The following is a 17453-nucleotide window of genomic DNA, read 5'->3' on the forward strand; positions in this document are numbered from 1 at the left end:
CGCGTTCCGTTCCCGGCCGGTTCAGCCGGCCATCCAACCAGCGATTCCGGAGTCCGAAATGTCCGACGAAACCACCAACGGCGCTGCCGCCCCCGCCCCGCAGGAAGCCGCCGGCGCGGCCTTCAGCGTCGAGAAGATCTACGTCAAGGACGTTTCCTTCGAGTCGCCCAATTCGCCGGCGATCTTCAACGAGCAGGGCCAGCCGGACCTGCAGCTGAACCTCAACCAGCGCGTGCAGCGCCTGAACGAGACCGCGTTCGAGGTCTCCCTGCGCGTCACCCTGACCTGCAAGGTCGGCGAGAAGACCGCCTACGTGGTCGAGGTCGACCAGGCCGGCGTGTTCGGCATCGCCGGCCTGCCGCCGCAGGGCGTGGACGTGCTGCTGGGCACCCAGTGCCCGAACATCCTGTTCCCGTACGTGCGCCAGCTGGTCAGCGACCTGGTCCAGGCCGGCGGCTTCCCGCCGTTCCTGCTGCAGCCGATCAACTTCGACGCGCTGTACGCCGAGACCCTGCGCCAGCGCCAGGCCCAGGCCGCGCAGCAGCAGGCCGCCGAGGGCGACGCGGCCTCGGCCGAGCCGGCCGGCAACGCCTGATCCGGCGGCAAACGCGCATCCGATGACTGCCGCAACCGGCAGCAGCAGGCTGGCGGTCCTCGGGGCCGGGTCGTGGGGCACCGCCCTGGCGACCCTGACCGCCCGCAACGGCCTGGCCACCACCCTGTGGGGCCGGGACGCGGTGGTGGTCGAGGCCATCGACCAGCGCCACGAGAACCCGCGCTACCTCCCGGGCATCCCGCTGCCCGGGAACCTGCGTGCCACCACCGACCTGGCCGCGGCCGTCGCCGGCTGCGACTGGGTGCTGGTGGTGGTGCCCTCGCATGCCTTCACCGAGACCCTGCACGCGCTCAAGCCGCTGCTGCCGGCCGGTGCCGGCGTGGCCTGGGCGACCAAGGGCTTCGAGCCCGGCTCCGGCCGCTTCCTGCACGAGGTTGCCGCCGACGTGCTCGGCCCGGGCGTGCCGCTGGCCGTGGTCACCGGCCCCTCGTTCGCCAAGGAAGTCACCCTGGGCCTGCCCACCGCGGTGACCGTGCACGGCGAGGACCCGGCGTTTACCCGCAAGGTCGCCGCGGCCTTGCACGGCCCCGCGTTCCGCGCCTACACCGGCGACGACATGGTCGGCGCCGAGCTGGGCGGGGCGATGAAGAACGTGCTGGCGGTGGCCACCGGCGTGGCCGACGGCATGGAGCTGGGCCTCAATGCCCGTGCCGGCCTGATCACCCGCGGCCTCAACGAGATGCTGCGCCTGGCCGCGGCGATCGGCGCGCGCCCGGAGACCCTGATGGGCCTGGCCGGCCTCGGCGACCTGGTGCTGACCTGCACCGGCGACCTGTCGCGCAACCGCCGCCTGGGCCTGGCCCTGGGCCGTGGCAAGGAGCTGCACGAGGCGGTGCGCGAGATCGGCCAGGTGGTCGAATCGGTGCAGACCGCCAACGAGGTCATGCGCCTGGCTAACCGCCACGGCGTGGAACTGCCGATCTCCGCCGGCGTGCACGCCGTGCTGCACGGCGAACTGACCCCGCGCCAGGGCCTGGAGCAGCTGCTGGCCCGCGAACAGAAGCCGGAATACCCGGAAACCCTGTTCCGCTGAGGGCTGCCCGCGCCGGCTCGCGGCGCGGGTCCCCGTGATGACGGATCGACCGGAGCCGCCATCGCAGGCGGCGGCCCGGCGTAGCCGCCGCCGCGGAAGCCGCCTCAGCACCTGCCCTCATCAGCACATGAGCACATGCCATGCATGGCGTGGGTTTTCGCGTGGACGCCGCCGCGTGCCGCTTCCTACATTCGTTGCCCCGGAGGCATCCCCAACGACGAGGTGAGGCAATGAAGGCAGTTGCAGCGCTGCTGTGGTCAGGCACCGCATTGCTGGCCACGCTCCTGCCGGCCGCCGCCGCCGAGGCCGCCGCGCGCTTCCCGAAGGAAGGCATCTGGCGCGGCGAGTTCACGGTGGACGGCGACCCGATCCCGTTCAACTTCGAGGTCCGGGGCCGCGACGCGGCCGACGCCAGCTTCGAGCTGATCAACGGTTCGCGCCGCGATCGCTTCGTGGTCGAGCGCGTGTCCGACGACACCCTGTCCGTGCCGATGAACACCTACGACGCCGCCCTGGTGTTCACCGTGCGCGACGACGGCACCCTCGCCGGCGAGTACCGCGACCTGGTGCCCAGCCGCAACGGCGCGCGCAACATCCCGTTCACCGCCGAGCACGGCAAGGCCTGGCGCTTCGTCGAACCCGGCCGCGAGCAGCCGGCCGGGGTCGACCTCAGCGGCAAGTGGGCGTTGCAGCAGTCCGACCAGGCGCGCCTGCGCGACGACAACCCCGACGAGCGCCGCAACCGCCGCAACCAGGTCGGCCTGTTCCAGCAGCAGGGCAACCGCCTGACCGGCGTGATCATGACCGCGGTGGGCGACTCGCGTGAGCTGGAGGGCGTGGTCCAGGGCAACCGCTTCTGGCTGTCGCACTTCAGCGGCCCCAGCCCGCGCCTGATCAAGGGCACGATCGACGAGGATGGCAACCTGCAGGGCGTGTCCGGCTCGGGCATCTACAACGTGGTGCGCTTCGAGGGCCGCAAGGACCCGGCGGCCGAGCTGCCCGACCCCTACCAGCTGACCTTCCTCAAGGACGGGCAGAAGCGCATCGACTTCAGCTTCCCCGACCTGCAGGGCCGCACCGTCTCCCTGCGCGACGACAAGTACAAGGGCAAGGTGGTGATCGTCGAGGTGATCGGCACCTGGTGCCCGAACTGCACCGACCAGACCTACTTCCTGGCGCCGTGGTTCAGGCAGAACAGGCACCGCGGGGTCGAGGCGGTGGCGGTCGCGTTCGAGCAGGAGGACAGCTTCGAGTACTTCCAGAAAGTGCTGGGCAAGTTCAAGCAGTACTTCGACATCCAGTACGACATCGTGTTCGGCGGCATCGCCGACAAGAAGGTGGCGACCGAGAAGCTGCAGGGCGTGAACTACCTGGCCGCGTTCCCGACCACCTTCATCATCGACCGCAAGGGCGAGGTGCGCGAGATCTACACCGGCTACACCGGCACCGTGACCGGCGAGTACTACGAGCAGTACGTGGCCCGCTTCAACGCGCTGCTTGACGAACTGCTGGCCGAGCCGGACCCGTACGCCAGCGCCGATGCCGGCACTGCGCCGCCGGCCACGCTGGCCGCCGCACCCTGAACCCGGCGCCTGCCGCGGCGGCGGCAGGCGCCATCGCAACGAGGAAGCACCATGAGGGACTGGAAACAGGCCGCCCGCGGCCTGCTGCTGGGCGCGCTCGCCCTCGCCGCGGCGCCGGCGCCGGCGCAGGAAGAAGTGGAACTGGACTGGCGCTGGCGCGCCGAAGCGGTGCCCGGCGCGCCGGGCGAGGTCGAGCTGGTGGCCAGCGTGCCGGTGCGCCCGGGCTGGATCGTGTACGCCGCCGGCTTCGACGCCGGGGACTTCGGGCCGCGCCCGGCGCGGCTGGCGGTGGAGTCCGGCGGCCAGGCGCTGCAGCCGCTGCGCGCGGAAGGCGCGCAGGAACGCAGCGGCAGCAACTTCGCCGGCGAGTACCGCTATGCCTACTTCGCCGGGCAGGCCACCTTCCGCCAGCGCGTGCGCCTGGAGCCGGGCGCGCGCGAGGTCAGCGGCACCCTGGCCGGGCAGAGCTGCCACGAGGGCAGCGGGCTGTGCACCCTGTTCAAGGCACCGTTCGCCGTCGTGCCGTGAGGAATGCCGTGGACGCTGCCGCTTTGCGCACGCGCCGCCGCCGTCGTGGCCACGGGCCGCGCCTGCTGCTGGGCCTGGCCCTGGCCGCCGCGGGCCTGGCCGCGCTGCCGTGGCTGGCCGGCGCGGCCGCCACCGCCACCGGCGCACCGGCCGCCGCCGACCTGCCCGCGCTGCGGGTGGAGCTGGGCCGGCGCCTGTTCTTCGACCCGCTGCTGTCCTCCGACCGCAGCACCAGCTGCGCGTCCTGCCACCGCCCCGAGCGCGCCTTCGCCGACGACGTGCCGGTAAGCGCCGGCGTGGGCGGACGCCTGGGCCGGCGCAACACGCCCTCGGTGCTCAATGTCGCCGCGCGCACCTCGATGTTCTGGGACGGCCGCGCCGAGACCCTGGAGGAGCAGGCGATCTTCCCGATCGAGAACCCGCTGGAGATGGACCTGCCACTGGAGCAGGCGCTGGCGCGGCTCAACGCCGACCCGTCCTACCGCGCCGCGTTCGAGGCCGCCTACGGCGGTCCGGCCACCGCGCGCAGCCTTGGCCGGGCCCTGGCTGCGTACCAGAAGACCCTCGAGTCCGGCGATTCGCCCTACGACCGCTACGCGCGCGGCGACGACGGCGCCATCAGCGAGGCGGCGCGCCGCGGCCGCCTGCTGTTCATCGGCAAGGGCAAGTGCGCGGACTGCCATTCCGGCGAGGACTTCACCTCCGACCGCTTCCGCAACATCGGCCTGTACGACGGCGCCGGGCTCGCCGACCGTGGCCGCGGCGAAGTCACCGGCAACCCGGCCGATGACGGCCAGTTCAAGGTGCCCTCGCTGCGCAACGTGGCGGTGACCGCGCCGTACATGCACAACGGCATGTTCGCCACCCTGCGCGAGGTGCTGGAGTACTACAACGACCCGGACCGCGTGGTACCCGGCGCCCACGGCCGCGATGCCTCGATGGCCGGCCCGCTGGGCCTGGACGCGCAGGAGCTGGACGACTTGGAGGCCTTCCTGGTGTCGCTGACCGACGCGCGTTACGCGCCGCTGCTGGAGGCGCGGCGATGAGCGCGGTCGCCATGCCCCGTACCCTGCGCGCGCGCTGGCCGTTGCTTGGCGCATTGCTTGCCGGCGCCGTGGTCCCGTCGCTGCATGCGAAGGACACAGGACCGCCGGGCCTGCTGCCGGTGGAGCAGGCGTTCGCCCTGGACGCGCGGCTGCAGTCGCCGACCCGGCTGCGCCTGCACTGGCGCGTGGCCGACGACTACTACCTCTACCGCGAACGCATCCACGTACGCGCGCTGGACGATGCGCCGGCGCCGGAACTGCGGTTGCCGCCGGGCGTGGCCAAGGACGACCCGTACCTCGGGCCGGTCGAGGTCTACCGCGGCGAGGCAAGCGCCGAGGTCGTGCTGGCGGCGCCCGCGGCGCCGGCCACGGCCACCCGCCTGCGCGTGGTGGTGCAGGGCTGCCACGAGGTCGAGCCGCTGGTCTGCTATCCGCCGCACGCCACGGTGCTGCGGATCGACGGCGGCCTCGTGCGGGTGGAAGGCGCGCCGGACGCGGGCGCCACCGCCACCGTAGCCGTGGATGCCGGGGTAGCCGGCGCGACGGGATCCGGAACCGCCGCAGCCGCCGCCACCGGCGCTCCGGCCGTGGCCGCGCTGCTGCTGTCGGCCGTGCTTGGCGGCCTGCTGCTCAACCTGATGCCCTGCGTGCTGCCGGTGCTGTCGCTGAAGGTATTGTCGCTGGCCGGATCCGGCGGCTCGCCGCGCCATGCGCGCCACCGCGCGCTGGCCTATACCGCCGGCGTGCTGCTGGCCTTCGCCGCGCTTGGCGCCATCGTGCTGGCCCTGCGCGGCGCCGGCCTGGCCGTGGGCTGGGGCTTCCAGCTGCAGCAGCCGGTGGTGGTCGCGTTCCTGGCATGGGTGATGCTGGCATTGGGCCTGTCGCTGTCGGGCGTGGTCCTGATCGGCACCCGCCTGGGCGGCGCCGGCCAGGCCCTGGCAGGCCGCGACGGGTTGGGGGGCGATTTCTCCACCGGCGTGCTGGCGGTGGTGGTAGCCAGCCCCTGCACCGCGCCGTTCATGGGCGTGGCCCTGGCCGCGGCCTTTGCGCTCCCGGTCGCGGCCGCGCTGGGTGTGTTCCTGGCGCTGGGGCTCGGGCTGGCGCTGCCGTTCCTGCTGGCGGGCTTCGTCCCGGCGCTGGCCACGCGCCTGCCGCGCCCGGGGCCGTGGATGGAAACCCTCAAGCAGGCGCTGGCCTTCCCGCTGTACGCCACCTCCGCGTGGCTGGCCTGGGTGCTGGTGCGCCAGCACGGCAGCGAGGCCCTGGGCTGGCTGCTGGCCGGGATGCTGTGGCTGGCACTGGCGCTGTGGGCCAGCGAGCGCCTGCGCCACGTCGGCAACGGCGGACCGCGGCTTGCGGCCTTGCTGCTGGCGCTGGTCGCGGCCTGGCCGCTGTACCGGATCCACGCCCTGCCGACGGCGGCACCGGAGCCGGCGCGGCAAGCGGCCGACGGCAGCCTGCCGTACTCGGCGCAGGCGCTGGCGCGGCTGCGCGCCGACGGCCGCACCGTGTTCGTGAACATGACCGCCGACTGGTGCGTGACCTGCAAGGCCAACGAGCGCCGGGTGTTCGCGCGCGCGCCGTTCCGGACCGCCCTGCATCGCAGCGGTGCGGTCTACCTCAAGGGCGACTGGACCCGGATGGATCCGGAGATCACCGCGTTCCTGCGCGAGCACGGCGCGGTCGGGGTGCCGCTGTACGTGGTGTTCCGCCCCGGGGGCGCCGGCCGGGTGCTGTCCACCGTTCCCACCGAGGCCCAGGTCGAGGCCGCGCTGCAGGGAGATGCCTCATGAAACGCACGTCCGCCCGCGCGCGCCACCGCCGCTTCGCCTGGCTGCCCCTGGTGCTGTGCGCCGCCATCGCCCAGGCCGCTGCGCCCGCGCACGCGCCGCCGCTGGAGCAGTGGCGCGGCCAGCCGGTGCTGCTGAACTACTGGGCGACCTGGTGCGCGCCGTGCCTGCGCGAGATGCCGGAGCTGGATGCCTTCGCCGCCGCGCAGGCCGGCAAGCGCGCGGTGCAGGTGGTGGGCATCGCCCTGGACGAGCCGGCCAGCGTGCAGGCCTACCTCGCGCGGCGGCCGGTGCGCTACCCGGTGTTGGTCGAGGCCGTGGACTACGGCCAGGCCGGCAGTTCCGCGCGCTATGGCAACCGCCTGGGTGTGCTGCCGTACTCGGTCCTGCTCGACGCGCAGGGCAGGGTGCTGCGCAGCAAGGCCGGCCCGCTCACCGCCGCCGAACTGGCGGCCTGGACGGCGGCGGCGCGCTGAGCCGCCGCCGTGCATTCCTTCCACGACCCCGGAGTCCCGCCATGAAAGCGCTGCGCCCGACCCTTGCCGCCCTGCTGCTGGCCGCCACCGCCGGCGCCACCGCCGCACCGCTGAGCTACACCATCGACCCGACCCATACCGATGTGCTGGTGAGCTGGGACTACCTCGGCTTCGCCCGCCCCACCGCGCGGCTGGAGGCCACCGGCACCGTGGTCTACGACCCCGCCAGCCCCGCCACCTCGCGGGTGGACGTGGTGCTGCCGCTGGCGAGCTTCGACGGCCACGTGGAGCGCCTCAACCAGCGCGTGCAGCGCGAGGACTATTTCGATTCCGGGCGCTTCCCCGAGGCGCGCTTCACCAGCCGCTCGGTGCGCGTGGACGGCCAGCGCCTGCAGGTGGCCGGCGACCTGACCCTGCGCGGGGTGACCAGGCCGGTCGAGCTGGAAGCCGTGGTGACCCGCGCCGCGCAGCACCCGGCCAAGGACGCGCCGGCGCTGGGCGTGTCCGCCAGCACCCGCATCCGCCGCAGCGAGTTCGGCCTGGTGCAGCAGCTGCCGCACATCGGCGACGAACTGGAGATCCGGATCCAGCTCCTGGCCCTGGCCGGCGGCGTGCAGTAGGCCTGGCGCCACCACCGCATCCGGGATGCACGCGCCTGGCACGCGCGGCGCTGGCATCCGGATGCGGCTTAGGCTGCGTAGGCCGGGGCGCCGCACTCCAATGGCACCGGCCGTGGCAGCGGCCCGGATCGCGCCAGTCTTCGATGGCGCACGCAGGCGCGGCACGCCTGGTGCGCCCGCCCGCATGGCCTTGGCTACTGCGCGGCGCTCAGCGCCGGCGGCGCAGCAGGGTGCCGGTCTCGCGCCAGTGCGGCACCGGCCATTCCGGCGTGGCCTCGCCGCCGGCGACACGGCGCACGTCGCGCACGTCGGCCCCGACCATGCGCGCGACCAGCTCGGCGGTGTAGTCGCGCAGCAGGCGGTCGCGGCGCAGCAGCAGCCAGGTGGTGCAGGTGGGCAGCAGGTGGTCGGCCGGCAGCGCGACCAGGTCCTCGCCCTGGATCGACTCCACCGCCATCTCCGCGACGATGCCCACGCCCAGGCCGCTGCGCACGTAGGTCGCGATCAGGTCGGCATCGCGCGCGGTGACCGCCACCTGCGGTTCCAGTGCGGCGGCGCGGAACGCGCGCAGCAGCGAGGAACCGGGCTCGCGGCTGGATTCGTAGCTGACCAGCGGGTAGTGCACCAGGTCGTCCAGCTGCAACGGCCGGCCCAGGCGGGTGAGGCGGTGCCGCGCCGGCACCACCACCACCCGCTCCCAGTGGTACAGCGGCAGCCGGATGTCGCCCGGCGGCGGATCACCGCTGCTGCTGACGATGGCCAGGTCGGCCTCGCCGCGCGCCAGGCGGGCCAGCGATTCGCCGTCCCCGCCCGGCGCCAGGTGCATGGCCACCTGCGGGTAGCTGCGCTTGAGCGCGGCCAGCACCGGGGGCAGCACGTGGCGAGCCTGGGTGTGGGTGGTGGCGATGTGCAGTTCGCCGCCGCTCTCGCGGCGCAGGTTCTCGCTCAGCGCGCGGATGTTGGCCGCATGCGCCAGCAGCGGGCGCGCGTGCTCGAGCACGCGTTCGGCCGCCGGGGTCAGCGCGGTGAGGCTGCGCGCACGGCGGGTGAACAGCAGGAATCCCAGTTCCTCCTCCAGCTGCTTGATCTGTTTGGACAGTCCCGACTGGGTGGCGTGGACCTTGCGGGCCGCAAGCGTGATGTTGAGCCCGGCATCGACGATGGCGGCGAAGTAGCGCAGCTGGGTCAGGGTCATCGCGGGACACGGAGCGTGGTCGCTGCGCGAGTCTGTCATGGCGTCCGGCCCGTGGACCGCCCGCGGCCATGCGCGATGCTCATGACGACATGAGCAGGCGGCCTATGCGCAAAAAAAGAGCCCGGCACGAGGCCGGGCTCCGGGTGGCTGGCGCGAGGGAGAGGGGACACGCCAGCACTGTCCCCGCAGGGCGGGCGGGGGAGAGAGACCTCCCGCCCTGCGCGGAGGACGCGGGTTACCAGGTGAAGCGCGGGCCCACGAACCACTGGGTGTCGCCATCGACGAACTTCACGTCGCCGCTGATGCCCCAGTTCTGGTTGAACTTGGCGAGCGCGCCGATGCGGCCGTAGAACTCGCCGTCGTACTCGTCGCCGTCCTCGTAGCCGGCCATCACGTAGCCTTCCAGGTTCGGATGCAGCGAGCCGCGCACGCCGACCTCGGCGCTCCAGCCGTCGTAGTCGAAGCCGCGGCCGGCATCGAACTTCTCGTAGGCGACCTTGGTGACCAGGTCGACCGCCGGGGCGACTTCGCGGTTGTAGCCGACGCCGAAGCGGTACTGGTCGAAGTCGACCGAGCTGTGGTCGATCTCCTGGTTGCTGTAGCCGCCGAACAGGTGGAAGTTGGGGGCGATGGCGACCGAGGCGTCCACGCCGAAGCCGTCGGCATCCGCGCCATCGGTATTGGTCGCGGCGTAGCCGCCCTGGACGTAGTTGTACGACACACCATCGGCGGCGCTGGCAGCAAACGGGAGGGTGGCGACCAGGGCCAGGGCAAGCAGGGAATTCTTCTTCATGTACGGACTCTCTTGTCTCGTTGTTATGGGCCAGTGAGCGAAGCGTTCGCGTTCACGGCAGGCGCATTATTCGCCGCCACCTGCAACATGGCCTGAATTCAGAACTGACCAGTACATGAATTACCCGCGCGCCGGGGGAACTTTTCCGCGGCGCCGCCGACCCGCGCCGACGCGCACGCGATTTGTGTGAAACGCTTGGCGGAATCCGGCCGATCGCCGCGCGGGAACGCGCCGGACGGAGCGCTCAGGCGTCCTGCGCGGCAGTGCCGGCCTGCTGCAGCCCCGGCGGCGGGGCCGGCGCGTAGCGGCGCAGGTAATCCATGTGCGCGGGCATGCGTGCCACCGTTTCCAGCACCTGGCGCCGGGCGTCGCCGAGGAAGCGCTGCAGGTCCCCGCGGCCGAGCACCGCCGCGGCCGGATGGTGGCGCGCCGGGACGATGCCCTGGCCCATCATCACCTGGACCCAGGAATTCTCGGCGAACAGCTCGCCCGGCTGGTGGAACACCAGGCCGGTCTCGCGGAACAGGTCGATGCGGTGCTGCAGGCTCGGCGGCAGCCGCATCGAGGCCACCTCCTCCCAGTACGGCGAGTCGCGGCGCTCGGTGGCGTGGTAGTGCAGCACCACGAAGTCGCGCACGTGCTGCAGTTCGGCGTCCAGCTGCGCGTTGTAATCGTCGATGGCGGCCTGGCTGAGCACCCCGGGGAACGACTGCAGCAGGCGCACGATGCCGCGCTGGATCAGGTGGATCGTGGTCGATTCCAGGGGTTCGATGAAGCTGCCGGCCAGGCCCAGGGCCACGCAGTTCTTCTCCCAGCAGCGCTGGCGCTGGCCGGGGCGGAAGCGTACCGGCCACGGCGCGCGGATCACCTCGCCCTCCAGGCTGGAGAGGAAGGCCTCGCGCGCCTGGTCATCGTCCATGAAGCGGCTGGAATAGACGATGCCGTTGCCCACGCGGTGCTGCAGCGGGATGCGCCACTGCCAGCCCGCCGTCCCGGCGATGGCGCGGGTATACGGCACCGCGTCGCGCACCGCGGTGGTCTGGGCGGCGAGGGCGCGGTCGTTCAACAGCCACTGCGACCAGTCGCTGAAGCCCACGCCCAGGGCCTGCCCGATCAGCAGCGCGCGGAAGCCGGTGCAGTCGATGAAGAAGTCGCCTTCGAGCACGTCCCCGCTTTCCAGCTTCAGCGCGCCGATGCAGCCGCTGCCCGGGTCGGTTTCCACCTCGGCGATCTTTCCCTCCACGCGCCGGCAGCCATGGCGCTGCGCCAGTGCGCGCAGGAAGCGCGCGTACAGCGCCGCATCCATGTGGTAGGCGTAGTTGACGTGGTAGTCGGGCAGGTGGGAGAAGCGGTCCTGGTGCGCGGCCTGCAGCTCGATGCAGTAGTCGGCGTAATCGCCGGCCAGGCCCTCCTGCCTGCCGCGCAGCCAGAAGTGCTGGAAGCCGGCCGACCAGTGGTCGCGGCCGCTGCTGCCGAAGGAGTGGATGTAGCGGTGGCCCTGCGCCCTCCAGTTCTCGAAAGAGATGCCCAGCTTGATCGTGCCCTGGGTCGCGGCCAGGTAGTCCTGCTCGCCGATGCCCAGCAGGCGGTGGAAGGTGCGTAGCGGCGGGATGGTGGCCTCGCCCACGCCGACCGTGCCGATCTGCTCCGACTCGACCAGGGTGATGTCCAGCACCCGGCCCAGCGTGCGCGCCAGCGCGGCGGCGGCCATCCACCCGGCGGTGCCGCCGCCGGCGATGACCACGCGGCGGATGGGGGTGGAAGGCAGGCGTGCGTCGTCCATCAGGTCCCCCGTTGCTGCAGCCGTTGCACCAGCTTGGCCCGGATGCGCCGCGCACGCGCCTCGTCCAGCGGACCAAGCACCCCACGCGCGGCCGGCGGCAGGTGGCCGGCCACCTGCCCCTCGTCGTAGCCGAACACGTAGTGCTCGAAGGCGTCGCGCCACAGCGCGCGCTGCTCCGGCGGCAGGCCGCGCAGGCTGGCGATGGCCAGCATCAGGGCGTCCACCGGGTTGTCCATCCACGCCGGCGCGCGCCGCCACCAGTAGTTCACCAGGACGTTGAAGCCCTCCAGGCCTTCCATGTGGTGCCACCACATCGAAGGGATGAACACCGCGTCGCCCGGGCCCAGTTCGGCGGACATGGCGTGGCGCAGCGCCTCGGCGAAGCGCGGGAAGCGCTGCAGGTCCGGGGCGGCCGGATCGACCAGGCTCACCGGCTGCCCGGCCGGGGTGAATTCCAGCGGACCGACGTAGAGGTTGCGCAGCTGCTGCGGCGGGAACAGGGTCACGCGCCTGCGCCCGGCGACCACGCAGGCGATGTTCTCCGGCAGGTCCTGGTGCGCGGCGATGCGGCTGCGGTTGCCGATCCAGATGCTGGCCAGCGGTTCGGCGCCGGGCAGGGCCAGGTCGTTGGCCGCGCGGAACCGCGGCAGCCAGGTGTCGAGCGTGGTGGAGGCGACGTAGATTGCCGGGGGCCGCTCGTGCGCCAGGTACTTGCGCAGGGTGGCCAGGACCACGCCCAGCGGCACCTCCTCGCGGCGGAAATTGAATCCGGCCAGGTCCTCGTCGTAGAAGAAGCGGCCCTCGATATCGGGCGGCCCGACGGTCGCGACCGCCGGCGGCGCATCCGCGCGTTCGCACCCGCGCAGGTAGGCGATGGCGGCTTCGGGCGATTCCCGCGCCGCGGCCACCGCCGGCCAGTGCGCGACCAGGCCGCGCAGGACCAGCGGGCGCGATCCCTGCAGCACCGCCTCGGGCACCATGCCGGGCGCGGCGACCTCCAGTTCCGGGATCGTCCCGCCCGCCGGGCCGGCGGGGTGTCGGCGATGGATGGCCTGTTCGTCCACGGCGCCAGGTCCAGGAAGGGCGTGGCGGCATCGTGCCGCAGCGCGGGGGTGGAAAGAAAGGTCGCCAGGTCCTTCCGGCGACCCGGAAACCGCCGCGCCCGGGAGGGAGGGCGCGGCGGGTTGCTGCACGGTCAGAAGCGGTAGCGCAGGCCGAACATGTAGCGCGGGCCGGTCTGGGTGGCGTAGCGCACCATGTTGCGGTGGCGGGCGTGGATGCGCTGGGTTTCGTCGGTCAGGTTGATGCCCTCCAGGCTCAGCACCAGGTTGTCGGTGACCGAATAACTGACGATCGCATCCAGCTGGCCGTATTCCTCGGTCCAGTTCGGATTCGGGCCCTGGCCGCCGATGCCGTTGAAGAACTTGTCGCGCCAGTTGTACGCCGCGCGCACCTGCCACCGGTCCTTGTCGTAGAACGCGACCAGGTTGGCGGTATCGCTCAGGCCCACCATCGGGTACTGGGTCTCCAGGCTGGCGTTGTCGAAGGTCAGCCCCGAATCCACCTTGGTGTAGTTGGCGGCCAGGCCGAAGCCGGTTTCGCCGAACACGTGCTGGATGCTCAGCTCGAAGCCGTCGACGTGGTCGCGGCGCTGGTTCACCGGCACGGTGATGTCGAACTGCGCCACCGGATCGCCGGGCAGGCCTTCGATGCTGCCGGTCATCTGCCCGGCCGAGTTGAGGCCGGTGTAGGCCACGCCGGGCTGGCCGTCGAAGTTGGCGAAGATGTAGTCGCGGATGCAGGGCAGGTCGGTCTGGCCGCAACCGCCGGTGGAGGTGGCCTCGTTCCAGTAGGCGCCGCCCACCGGCGTGTGCAGCTCGAACGGCGACTCGCGCAGCACCGTGCTGCTGATGAAGTTGCGCACGTTCTTGCGGAAATAGCCGGCGGACACGTAGCTGGCCTCGCCGTAGTACCACTCCAGCGACAGGTCGAAGTTGCGCGATTCCAGCGGTTCCAGCGCGGGGTTGCCGCGGCTGCCGTTGCCGCCGATGGTACGCACGATGTTGTCCAGGCGCTGGCCGCCCTGGATGTCCTGCCAGCCCGGGCGGCCGATGGTCTCGCTGAAGCTGCCGCGCAGCACCAGGTCGTCGCGGATGTGCAGGGCCAGGTCGAGGTTGGGCAGGAAGTAGTCGTACTCGCCGTCCAGCGTGGTGAAGCCCTGCTCGTCGGCGTACTGCACGTACATCTCGTTGGCCGCCACCCAGCTGATGCCGGTGGGGATGCGCACCAGCGCCGACGACTCCACCTCGGTCTTCTCGTAGCGCACCCCCACCGCCACGTCCAGGGGCATGGACCAGTCGAAGGTGTTGGTCCATTGCAGGTAGGCGCTGCGGGTCTTCTCGGTGGTGCGCAGGTCGTCGGTGTAGTCCGGGCGCATCTGGTAGCAGGACGGGCAGGGCTGGCCGTCCGGCTGCGGGATCTGCGCCGCGCGCTGGCGCAGGCGTTCGAAGTCGAACACCAGGAAGCCGTCGCTCCAGCGCGGGTCGCCGGAGTTGCCGAAGGCGTCGAAGTAGCGCGACATGTGGTCCAGGTACCAGATGCCATCGTCGTAGTCGCCCGGGCTGCCGAGGCCGCCCCAGTTGTCGGCCTGCATCACCGAGGCCGCGGTGCGGTTGTCGACCTCGGTGGCGGACACGCCGAAATCCAGCCCGGAGTAGTCGCCGAACTCGAACCGTCCGCGTACCTGGAACTGCTCGACCTCCGAGCGGTTGTAGCTGTTCTGGAACACCGAGCCGGTGACCACCGCGTCGGCCGGACCGACTTCGTCCATGCCCGGCGGCAGGACCACGTTCACGATCGGGATCTCGCCGGTGTAGTCCACCGAGGTGGTGCCGCGCACGAACGCGGCCACGCCGAGCACGCCGGCCGAGCCATACGGACCGTCGGGGCGCGATTCGGCCTTGGCCTTGTGGTAGTCGAACTCCAGGCCCAGGGCGTCGTTGACTTCCCATTCCACGTTGAAGCCCAGCGAATCGCCGCTGTTCTTCGTGGCCAGGCGCATGCCGCCCATGGAGAGGTCGCTGTTGCCGGCCGGGATGTCCTCCGAGTACCAGGTCGGCGCGGCCACCGGGCCGTCGGTCCAGGAGCTGTCGCCGGGCTGGTAGTTGAACCACACCGACAGCTCGCTGCGCTGCTGCTGGACCTTGTTCTCCATGTAGTTGTAGTCCAGCGTCGCGGTGACCGCGTCGCTGGGCGCCCACTGCAGGGTGATGTTGCCGTTGGTGCGCTGGCGCTGGACGCCGTTGACGCTGTAGCCGGTGTTCTGCGGCCGCGCATAGATGTCGTCGGGGCCGGGACGGTTCTGGATGCGTTCGTAGCCGGGCTCGCCCGGCAGCGGCAGGCGGGTGCCGCTGGTGGCATCGTCGCCGGGGAAGGTCAGCCAGCCGTCGGCCACCGAGGCCTGCGAGAAGCCGGAGTCGCGTTCCTGGTAGCTGCCGCTGACCATGACGCCGAAGGTGTTGTCGGCGAAGGTCTGGCTGAAGATGCCGGACAGCTCGCCGGTGAACTTGCTGCCGGCGAAGCTGCGCGGCAGGTTGTCGACCGAGGTGTCGTGCACCGCCTTGAGCCCCACGCTGCCGAGGAACTGGCCGATGTCCAGCGGGCGGGCGGTCTTCACGTTGAGGGTGGCGCCAATGCCGCCGGTGGGGAGTTCGGCCCGCCCGGTCTTGTGGACCTCGATCGCCGAGATCGCCTCGGCCGCCAGGTTGGCGAAGTCGAACGAGCGCGAGTTGGAGGTGCCGCCGCCGCCCGGGCCGAGGTTGGACGCCGGCATCTGCCGGCCGTTGAGCAACACCAGGTTGTAGTCCGGGCTGATGCCGCGCACGGTGACCTTGGAGCCCTCGCCGCTGCTGGTGCGGTCGATGGACACGCCGCTGATGCGCTGCAGGGCCTCGGCCAGGTTGGTGTCGGGGAACTTGCCGATGTCCTCGGCGACGATGCCGTCGACCACGCCCTGGGCGTCGCGCTTGAGGTTCATCGAGGACGCCAGGCTGGCGCGGATGCCGGTCACCACGACCGTATCCAGTTCGCTCACCTGGTCGGTGGCGGGGGCCTCCTGGGCCAGGGCCTGGGTGGCGGGCGGCGCCAGCGCCACCAGCAGGGCGGTGCTCAGCAGGCGGCGGCGCGGCGGCGCGGCTACACGGGAACGCTTCATGGATCCTTCCCCTCTCTCTCGGCGTTGTGTTGGGTGGACAGGCGCCATGCGCCCGACGGGGCCGGATTTGGATGTCAGGTGACAGCGTTGTCAAGCGAAAAACGCAAAATCGGTCAATCCAGAAAGGATGTAGCGCTAACACCCTTCCTGGCTGTTGCCGTGCAACATGGATTTCCGCATGCGCGCCACAACTGCTGGAAAATCAGCAGGATTCGCGATATGTCCGGGGGGTTGTCCGGGCGTTTCCCGGGTGGACCGGGAATGGCCGGTGGATGTCCCGGCGAGGCATCGGCCAGGACAGCTTCTGTCCTGGCCTTGGCGATATGCTGACAACGTTGACATGGTTGTCACCGCCAGCGGATGCGATGCCGGCTCCGGCGCGGGGGGATCGCGGGGCGGATCGCGCTGGACCCGGGGCTGCGGCGGAATCAGTTGCCGCCGGCGAACCCGTGCTGGCGCCAGGCCTCGAACACGAGCACGGCCACGGCGTTGGACAGGTTGAGGCTGCGGTTGCCCGGGCGCATCGGCAGGCGCAGGCGCTGTGCTTCCGGCACCGCTTCCAGGACCGCGTCGGGCAGGCCGCGGGTCTCGCAGCCGAACAGGAAGGCGTCGCCGTCGGCATAGGCCGGCTGGTCGTGGCGGACCTGGCCGCGGGTGCTCAGGGCGAAGAGGCGTCGGGGGGAGATGCGTTCCAGCGCGGTGGCGAGGTCGGGATGGACCTGCACGCTGGCGTATTCGTGGTAGTCCAGGCCTGCGCGGCGCAGCTGCCGGTCTTCCATGCTGAAGCCGAGCGGCTCGATCAGGTGCAGGCGGGCGCCGGTGTTGGCGCAGAGGCGGATCACGTTGCCCGTGTTGGGCGGGATCTCGGGCTGGTAGAGCAGGACGTCGAAAACGGGGGCTGGCATCCGCGGATTCTAGACGTGCCGGCGGACGGGGCGCTGGAGCGCCTTGCGGCCTGCGCCGCGTCCGCCGGTGTCTTCCGCGGCCCGCACTCAGTTACCCATCGCGGCCAGGCCGCCGACGTGGGCCTGGGCCTGCCCGGCCAGGGTGTTGCCGACCTGCACGGCCAGGGCCTCGGCCTGCTCGCGGGCGACGATCGCGGCGCGCTCGGCCAGCTGCTCGGCGGTGGGGCGGACGTAGACCGTGGCCAGGTCGACGATGCGGCCCTGCATGGCCTGCACCGCCAGGTATTCGGCCTTCTGCGCGGTGGTCGGGCGGACCACGACGGCGGGCAGGTCGACGATGCGGTTGGCGGCCAGCTCGGCGCGCAGGGCCGGATCCGGGCGGACCTCGACCGCCGGCAGGTCGACGATGTGGTCGACGCGCGGGGTCTCGGCGGCAAAGGCAGGCGTCGCGGCGAGGGCAAGGGCCAACGAGGCGGCAAGGGTCTTGGCGTTCATCGTGTGCTCCGGTGTCGTTGATCAGTGGTGTTGTAGTAATGTAGTACACCTAAGCAGAGGGTGCAAGGAGAAGGTGGGGTTCCGGCACGCTGCTTCAGCATTTATTCAGTAACCCTCGGAGTGCTTCCGGGGAAAGCTGTACAAAGCACGTCGCGTGCCAAGAATTTCTTCTTCCAGATCAATTGGTTGGATTTCTGACCCGGTGTCCGCGGGACGGCGCGGACGTCCGCACGGGGCGGACACCGCGCCGGACAGGGATGCGGACGAGGGTCGTGGTCACCGGTCCGCAGGCCGCAGCAGGGCCGAAATCCGGGACCGGAACGGCCTGGAAGCCGGTGGCGTGTCGCCGCCAGGGCCGGCCGCAGCGCTGGCCCCGT

At 71.6% G+C, this 17453-nt stretch carries 15 protein-coding genes; 8 read left to right on the plus strand and 7 right to left on the minus strand.

From position 1 onward, the window contains the following. Positions 1-58: 58 nt before the first annotated feature. The 8 genes from secB (at position 59) to PSEJ31_RS0100780 (ending at position 7692) form a co-directional block, all read left to right on the plus strand. The gene (gene secB, locus PSEJ31_RS0100745) at positions 59-595 is read left to right on the plus strand and encodes a protein-export chaperone SecB (protein ID WP_028914350.1); all 537 of its coding nucleotides are present in this window, start codon (positions 59-61) and stop codon (positions 593-595) included. A gap of 22 nt (positions 596-617) precedes the next feature. After that, a complete protein-coding gene (locus PSEJ31_RS0100750) occupies positions 618-1649 on the plus strand; it encodes an NAD(P)H-dependent glycerol-3-phosphate dehydrogenase (protein WP_028914351.1) in 1032 nt (343 codons plus the stop codon). A gap of 230 nt (positions 1650-1879) precedes the next feature. Next, complete coding sequence (locus PSEJ31_RS15470) at positions 1880-3232, plus strand: TlpA disulfide reductase family protein (RefSeq protein WP_037034204.1); 1353 nt, start codon at positions 1880-1882, stop codon at positions 3230-3232. 51 nt (positions 3233-3283) lie between these two features. Continuing rightward, positions 3284-3760, plus strand: coding sequence for a protein-disulfide reductase DsbD family protein (locus PSEJ31_RS0100760; RefSeq protein WP_028914352.1), 477 nt, complete (start codon positions 3284-3286; stop codon positions 3758-3760). A gap of 8 nt (positions 3761-3768) precedes the next feature. After that, positions 3769-4806, plus strand: coding sequence for a cytochrome c peroxidase (locus PSEJ31_RS0100765; protein WP_028914353.1), 1038 nt, complete (start codon positions 3769-3771; stop codon positions 4804-4806). Further along, on the plus strand, positions 4803-6599 hold the full coding sequence (locus PSEJ31_RS0100770; RefSeq protein WP_028914354.1) for a protein-disulfide reductase DsbD domain-containing protein: 1797 nt from the start codon (positions 4803-4805) through the stop codon (positions 6597-6599). The genes PSEJ31_RS0100765 and PSEJ31_RS0100770 overlap by 4 nt, the downstream gene beginning before the upstream one ends. Next, a complete protein-coding gene (locus PSEJ31_RS0100775; RefSeq protein WP_019399405.1) occupies positions 6596-7072 on the plus strand; it encodes a TlpA disulfide reductase family protein in 477 nt (158 codons plus the stop codon). Before PSEJ31_RS0100770 ends, PSEJ31_RS0100775 begins: the two co-directional genes overlap by 4 nt. Positions 7073-7113: 41 nt before the next feature. Continuing rightward, complete coding sequence (locus tag PSEJ31_RS0100780; protein WP_028914355.1) at positions 7114-7692, plus strand: YceI family protein; 579 nt, start codon at positions 7114-7116, stop codon at positions 7690-7692. Positions 7693-7900: 208 nt separating this feature from the next. On the opposite strand, the gene PSEJ31_RS0100785 is transcribed toward PSEJ31_RS0100780, so the two are convergent. The 7 genes from PSEJ31_RS0100785 to PSEJ31_RS0100815 all read right to left on the minus strand — a co-directional run bounded on the left by PSEJ31_RS0100785 (position 7901) and on the right by PSEJ31_RS0100815 (position 17076). Then, the gene (locus tag PSEJ31_RS0100785) at positions 7901-8887 is read right to left on the minus strand and encodes a LysR substrate-binding domain-containing protein (protein ID WP_028914356.1); all 987 of its coding nucleotides are present in this window, start codon (positions 8885-8887) and stop codon (positions 7901-7903) included. Between the two features lie 235 nt (positions 8888-9122). Further along, positions 9123-9680, minus strand: coding sequence for an Ax21 family protein (locus tag PSEJ31_RS0100790; protein ID WP_019399408.1), 558 nt, complete (start codon positions 9678-9680; stop codon positions 9123-9125). Positions 9681-9924: 244 nt separating this feature from the next. Then, positions 9925-11463: a tryptophan halogenase family protein gene (locus PSEJ31_RS0100795; protein ID WP_028914357.1), complete on the minus strand. Its 1539-nt coding sequence runs from the start codon at positions 11461-11463 to the stop codon at positions 9925-9927. Further along, positions 11463-12443, minus strand: a complete 981-nt coding sequence (locus tag PSEJ31_RS0100800; RefSeq protein WP_051403628.1) for a cupin-like domain-containing protein — start codon at positions 12441-12443, stop codon at positions 11463-11465. The genes PSEJ31_RS0100795 and PSEJ31_RS0100800 overlap by 1 nt, the downstream gene beginning before the upstream one ends. A gap of 215 nt (positions 12444-12658) precedes the next feature. Next, entirely contained in the window at positions 12659-15676 is a 3018-nt protein-coding gene (locus PSEJ31_RS0100805; protein WP_028914359.1) for a TonB-dependent receptor, read from the minus strand. 428 nt (positions 15677-16104) lie between these two features. Further along, complete coding sequence (locus tag PSEJ31_RS0100810; RefSeq protein WP_028914360.1) at positions 16105-16581, minus strand: tRNA (cytidine(34)-2'-O)-methyltransferase; 477 nt, start codon at positions 16579-16581, stop codon at positions 16105-16107. A gap of 87 nt (positions 16582-16668) precedes the next feature. Beyond that, on the minus strand, positions 16669-17076 hold the full coding sequence (locus PSEJ31_RS0100815; RefSeq protein WP_028914361.1) for a hypothetical protein: 408 nt from the start codon (positions 17074-17076) through the stop codon (positions 16669-16671). Between the last annotated feature and the right edge of the window lie 377 nt (positions 17077-17453).

The organism is Pseudoxanthomonas sp. J31 (genome assembly GCF_000510725.1).
Classification (GTDB): domain Bacteria; phylum Pseudomonadota; class Gammaproteobacteria; order Xanthomonadales; family Xanthomonadaceae; genus Pseudoxanthomonas.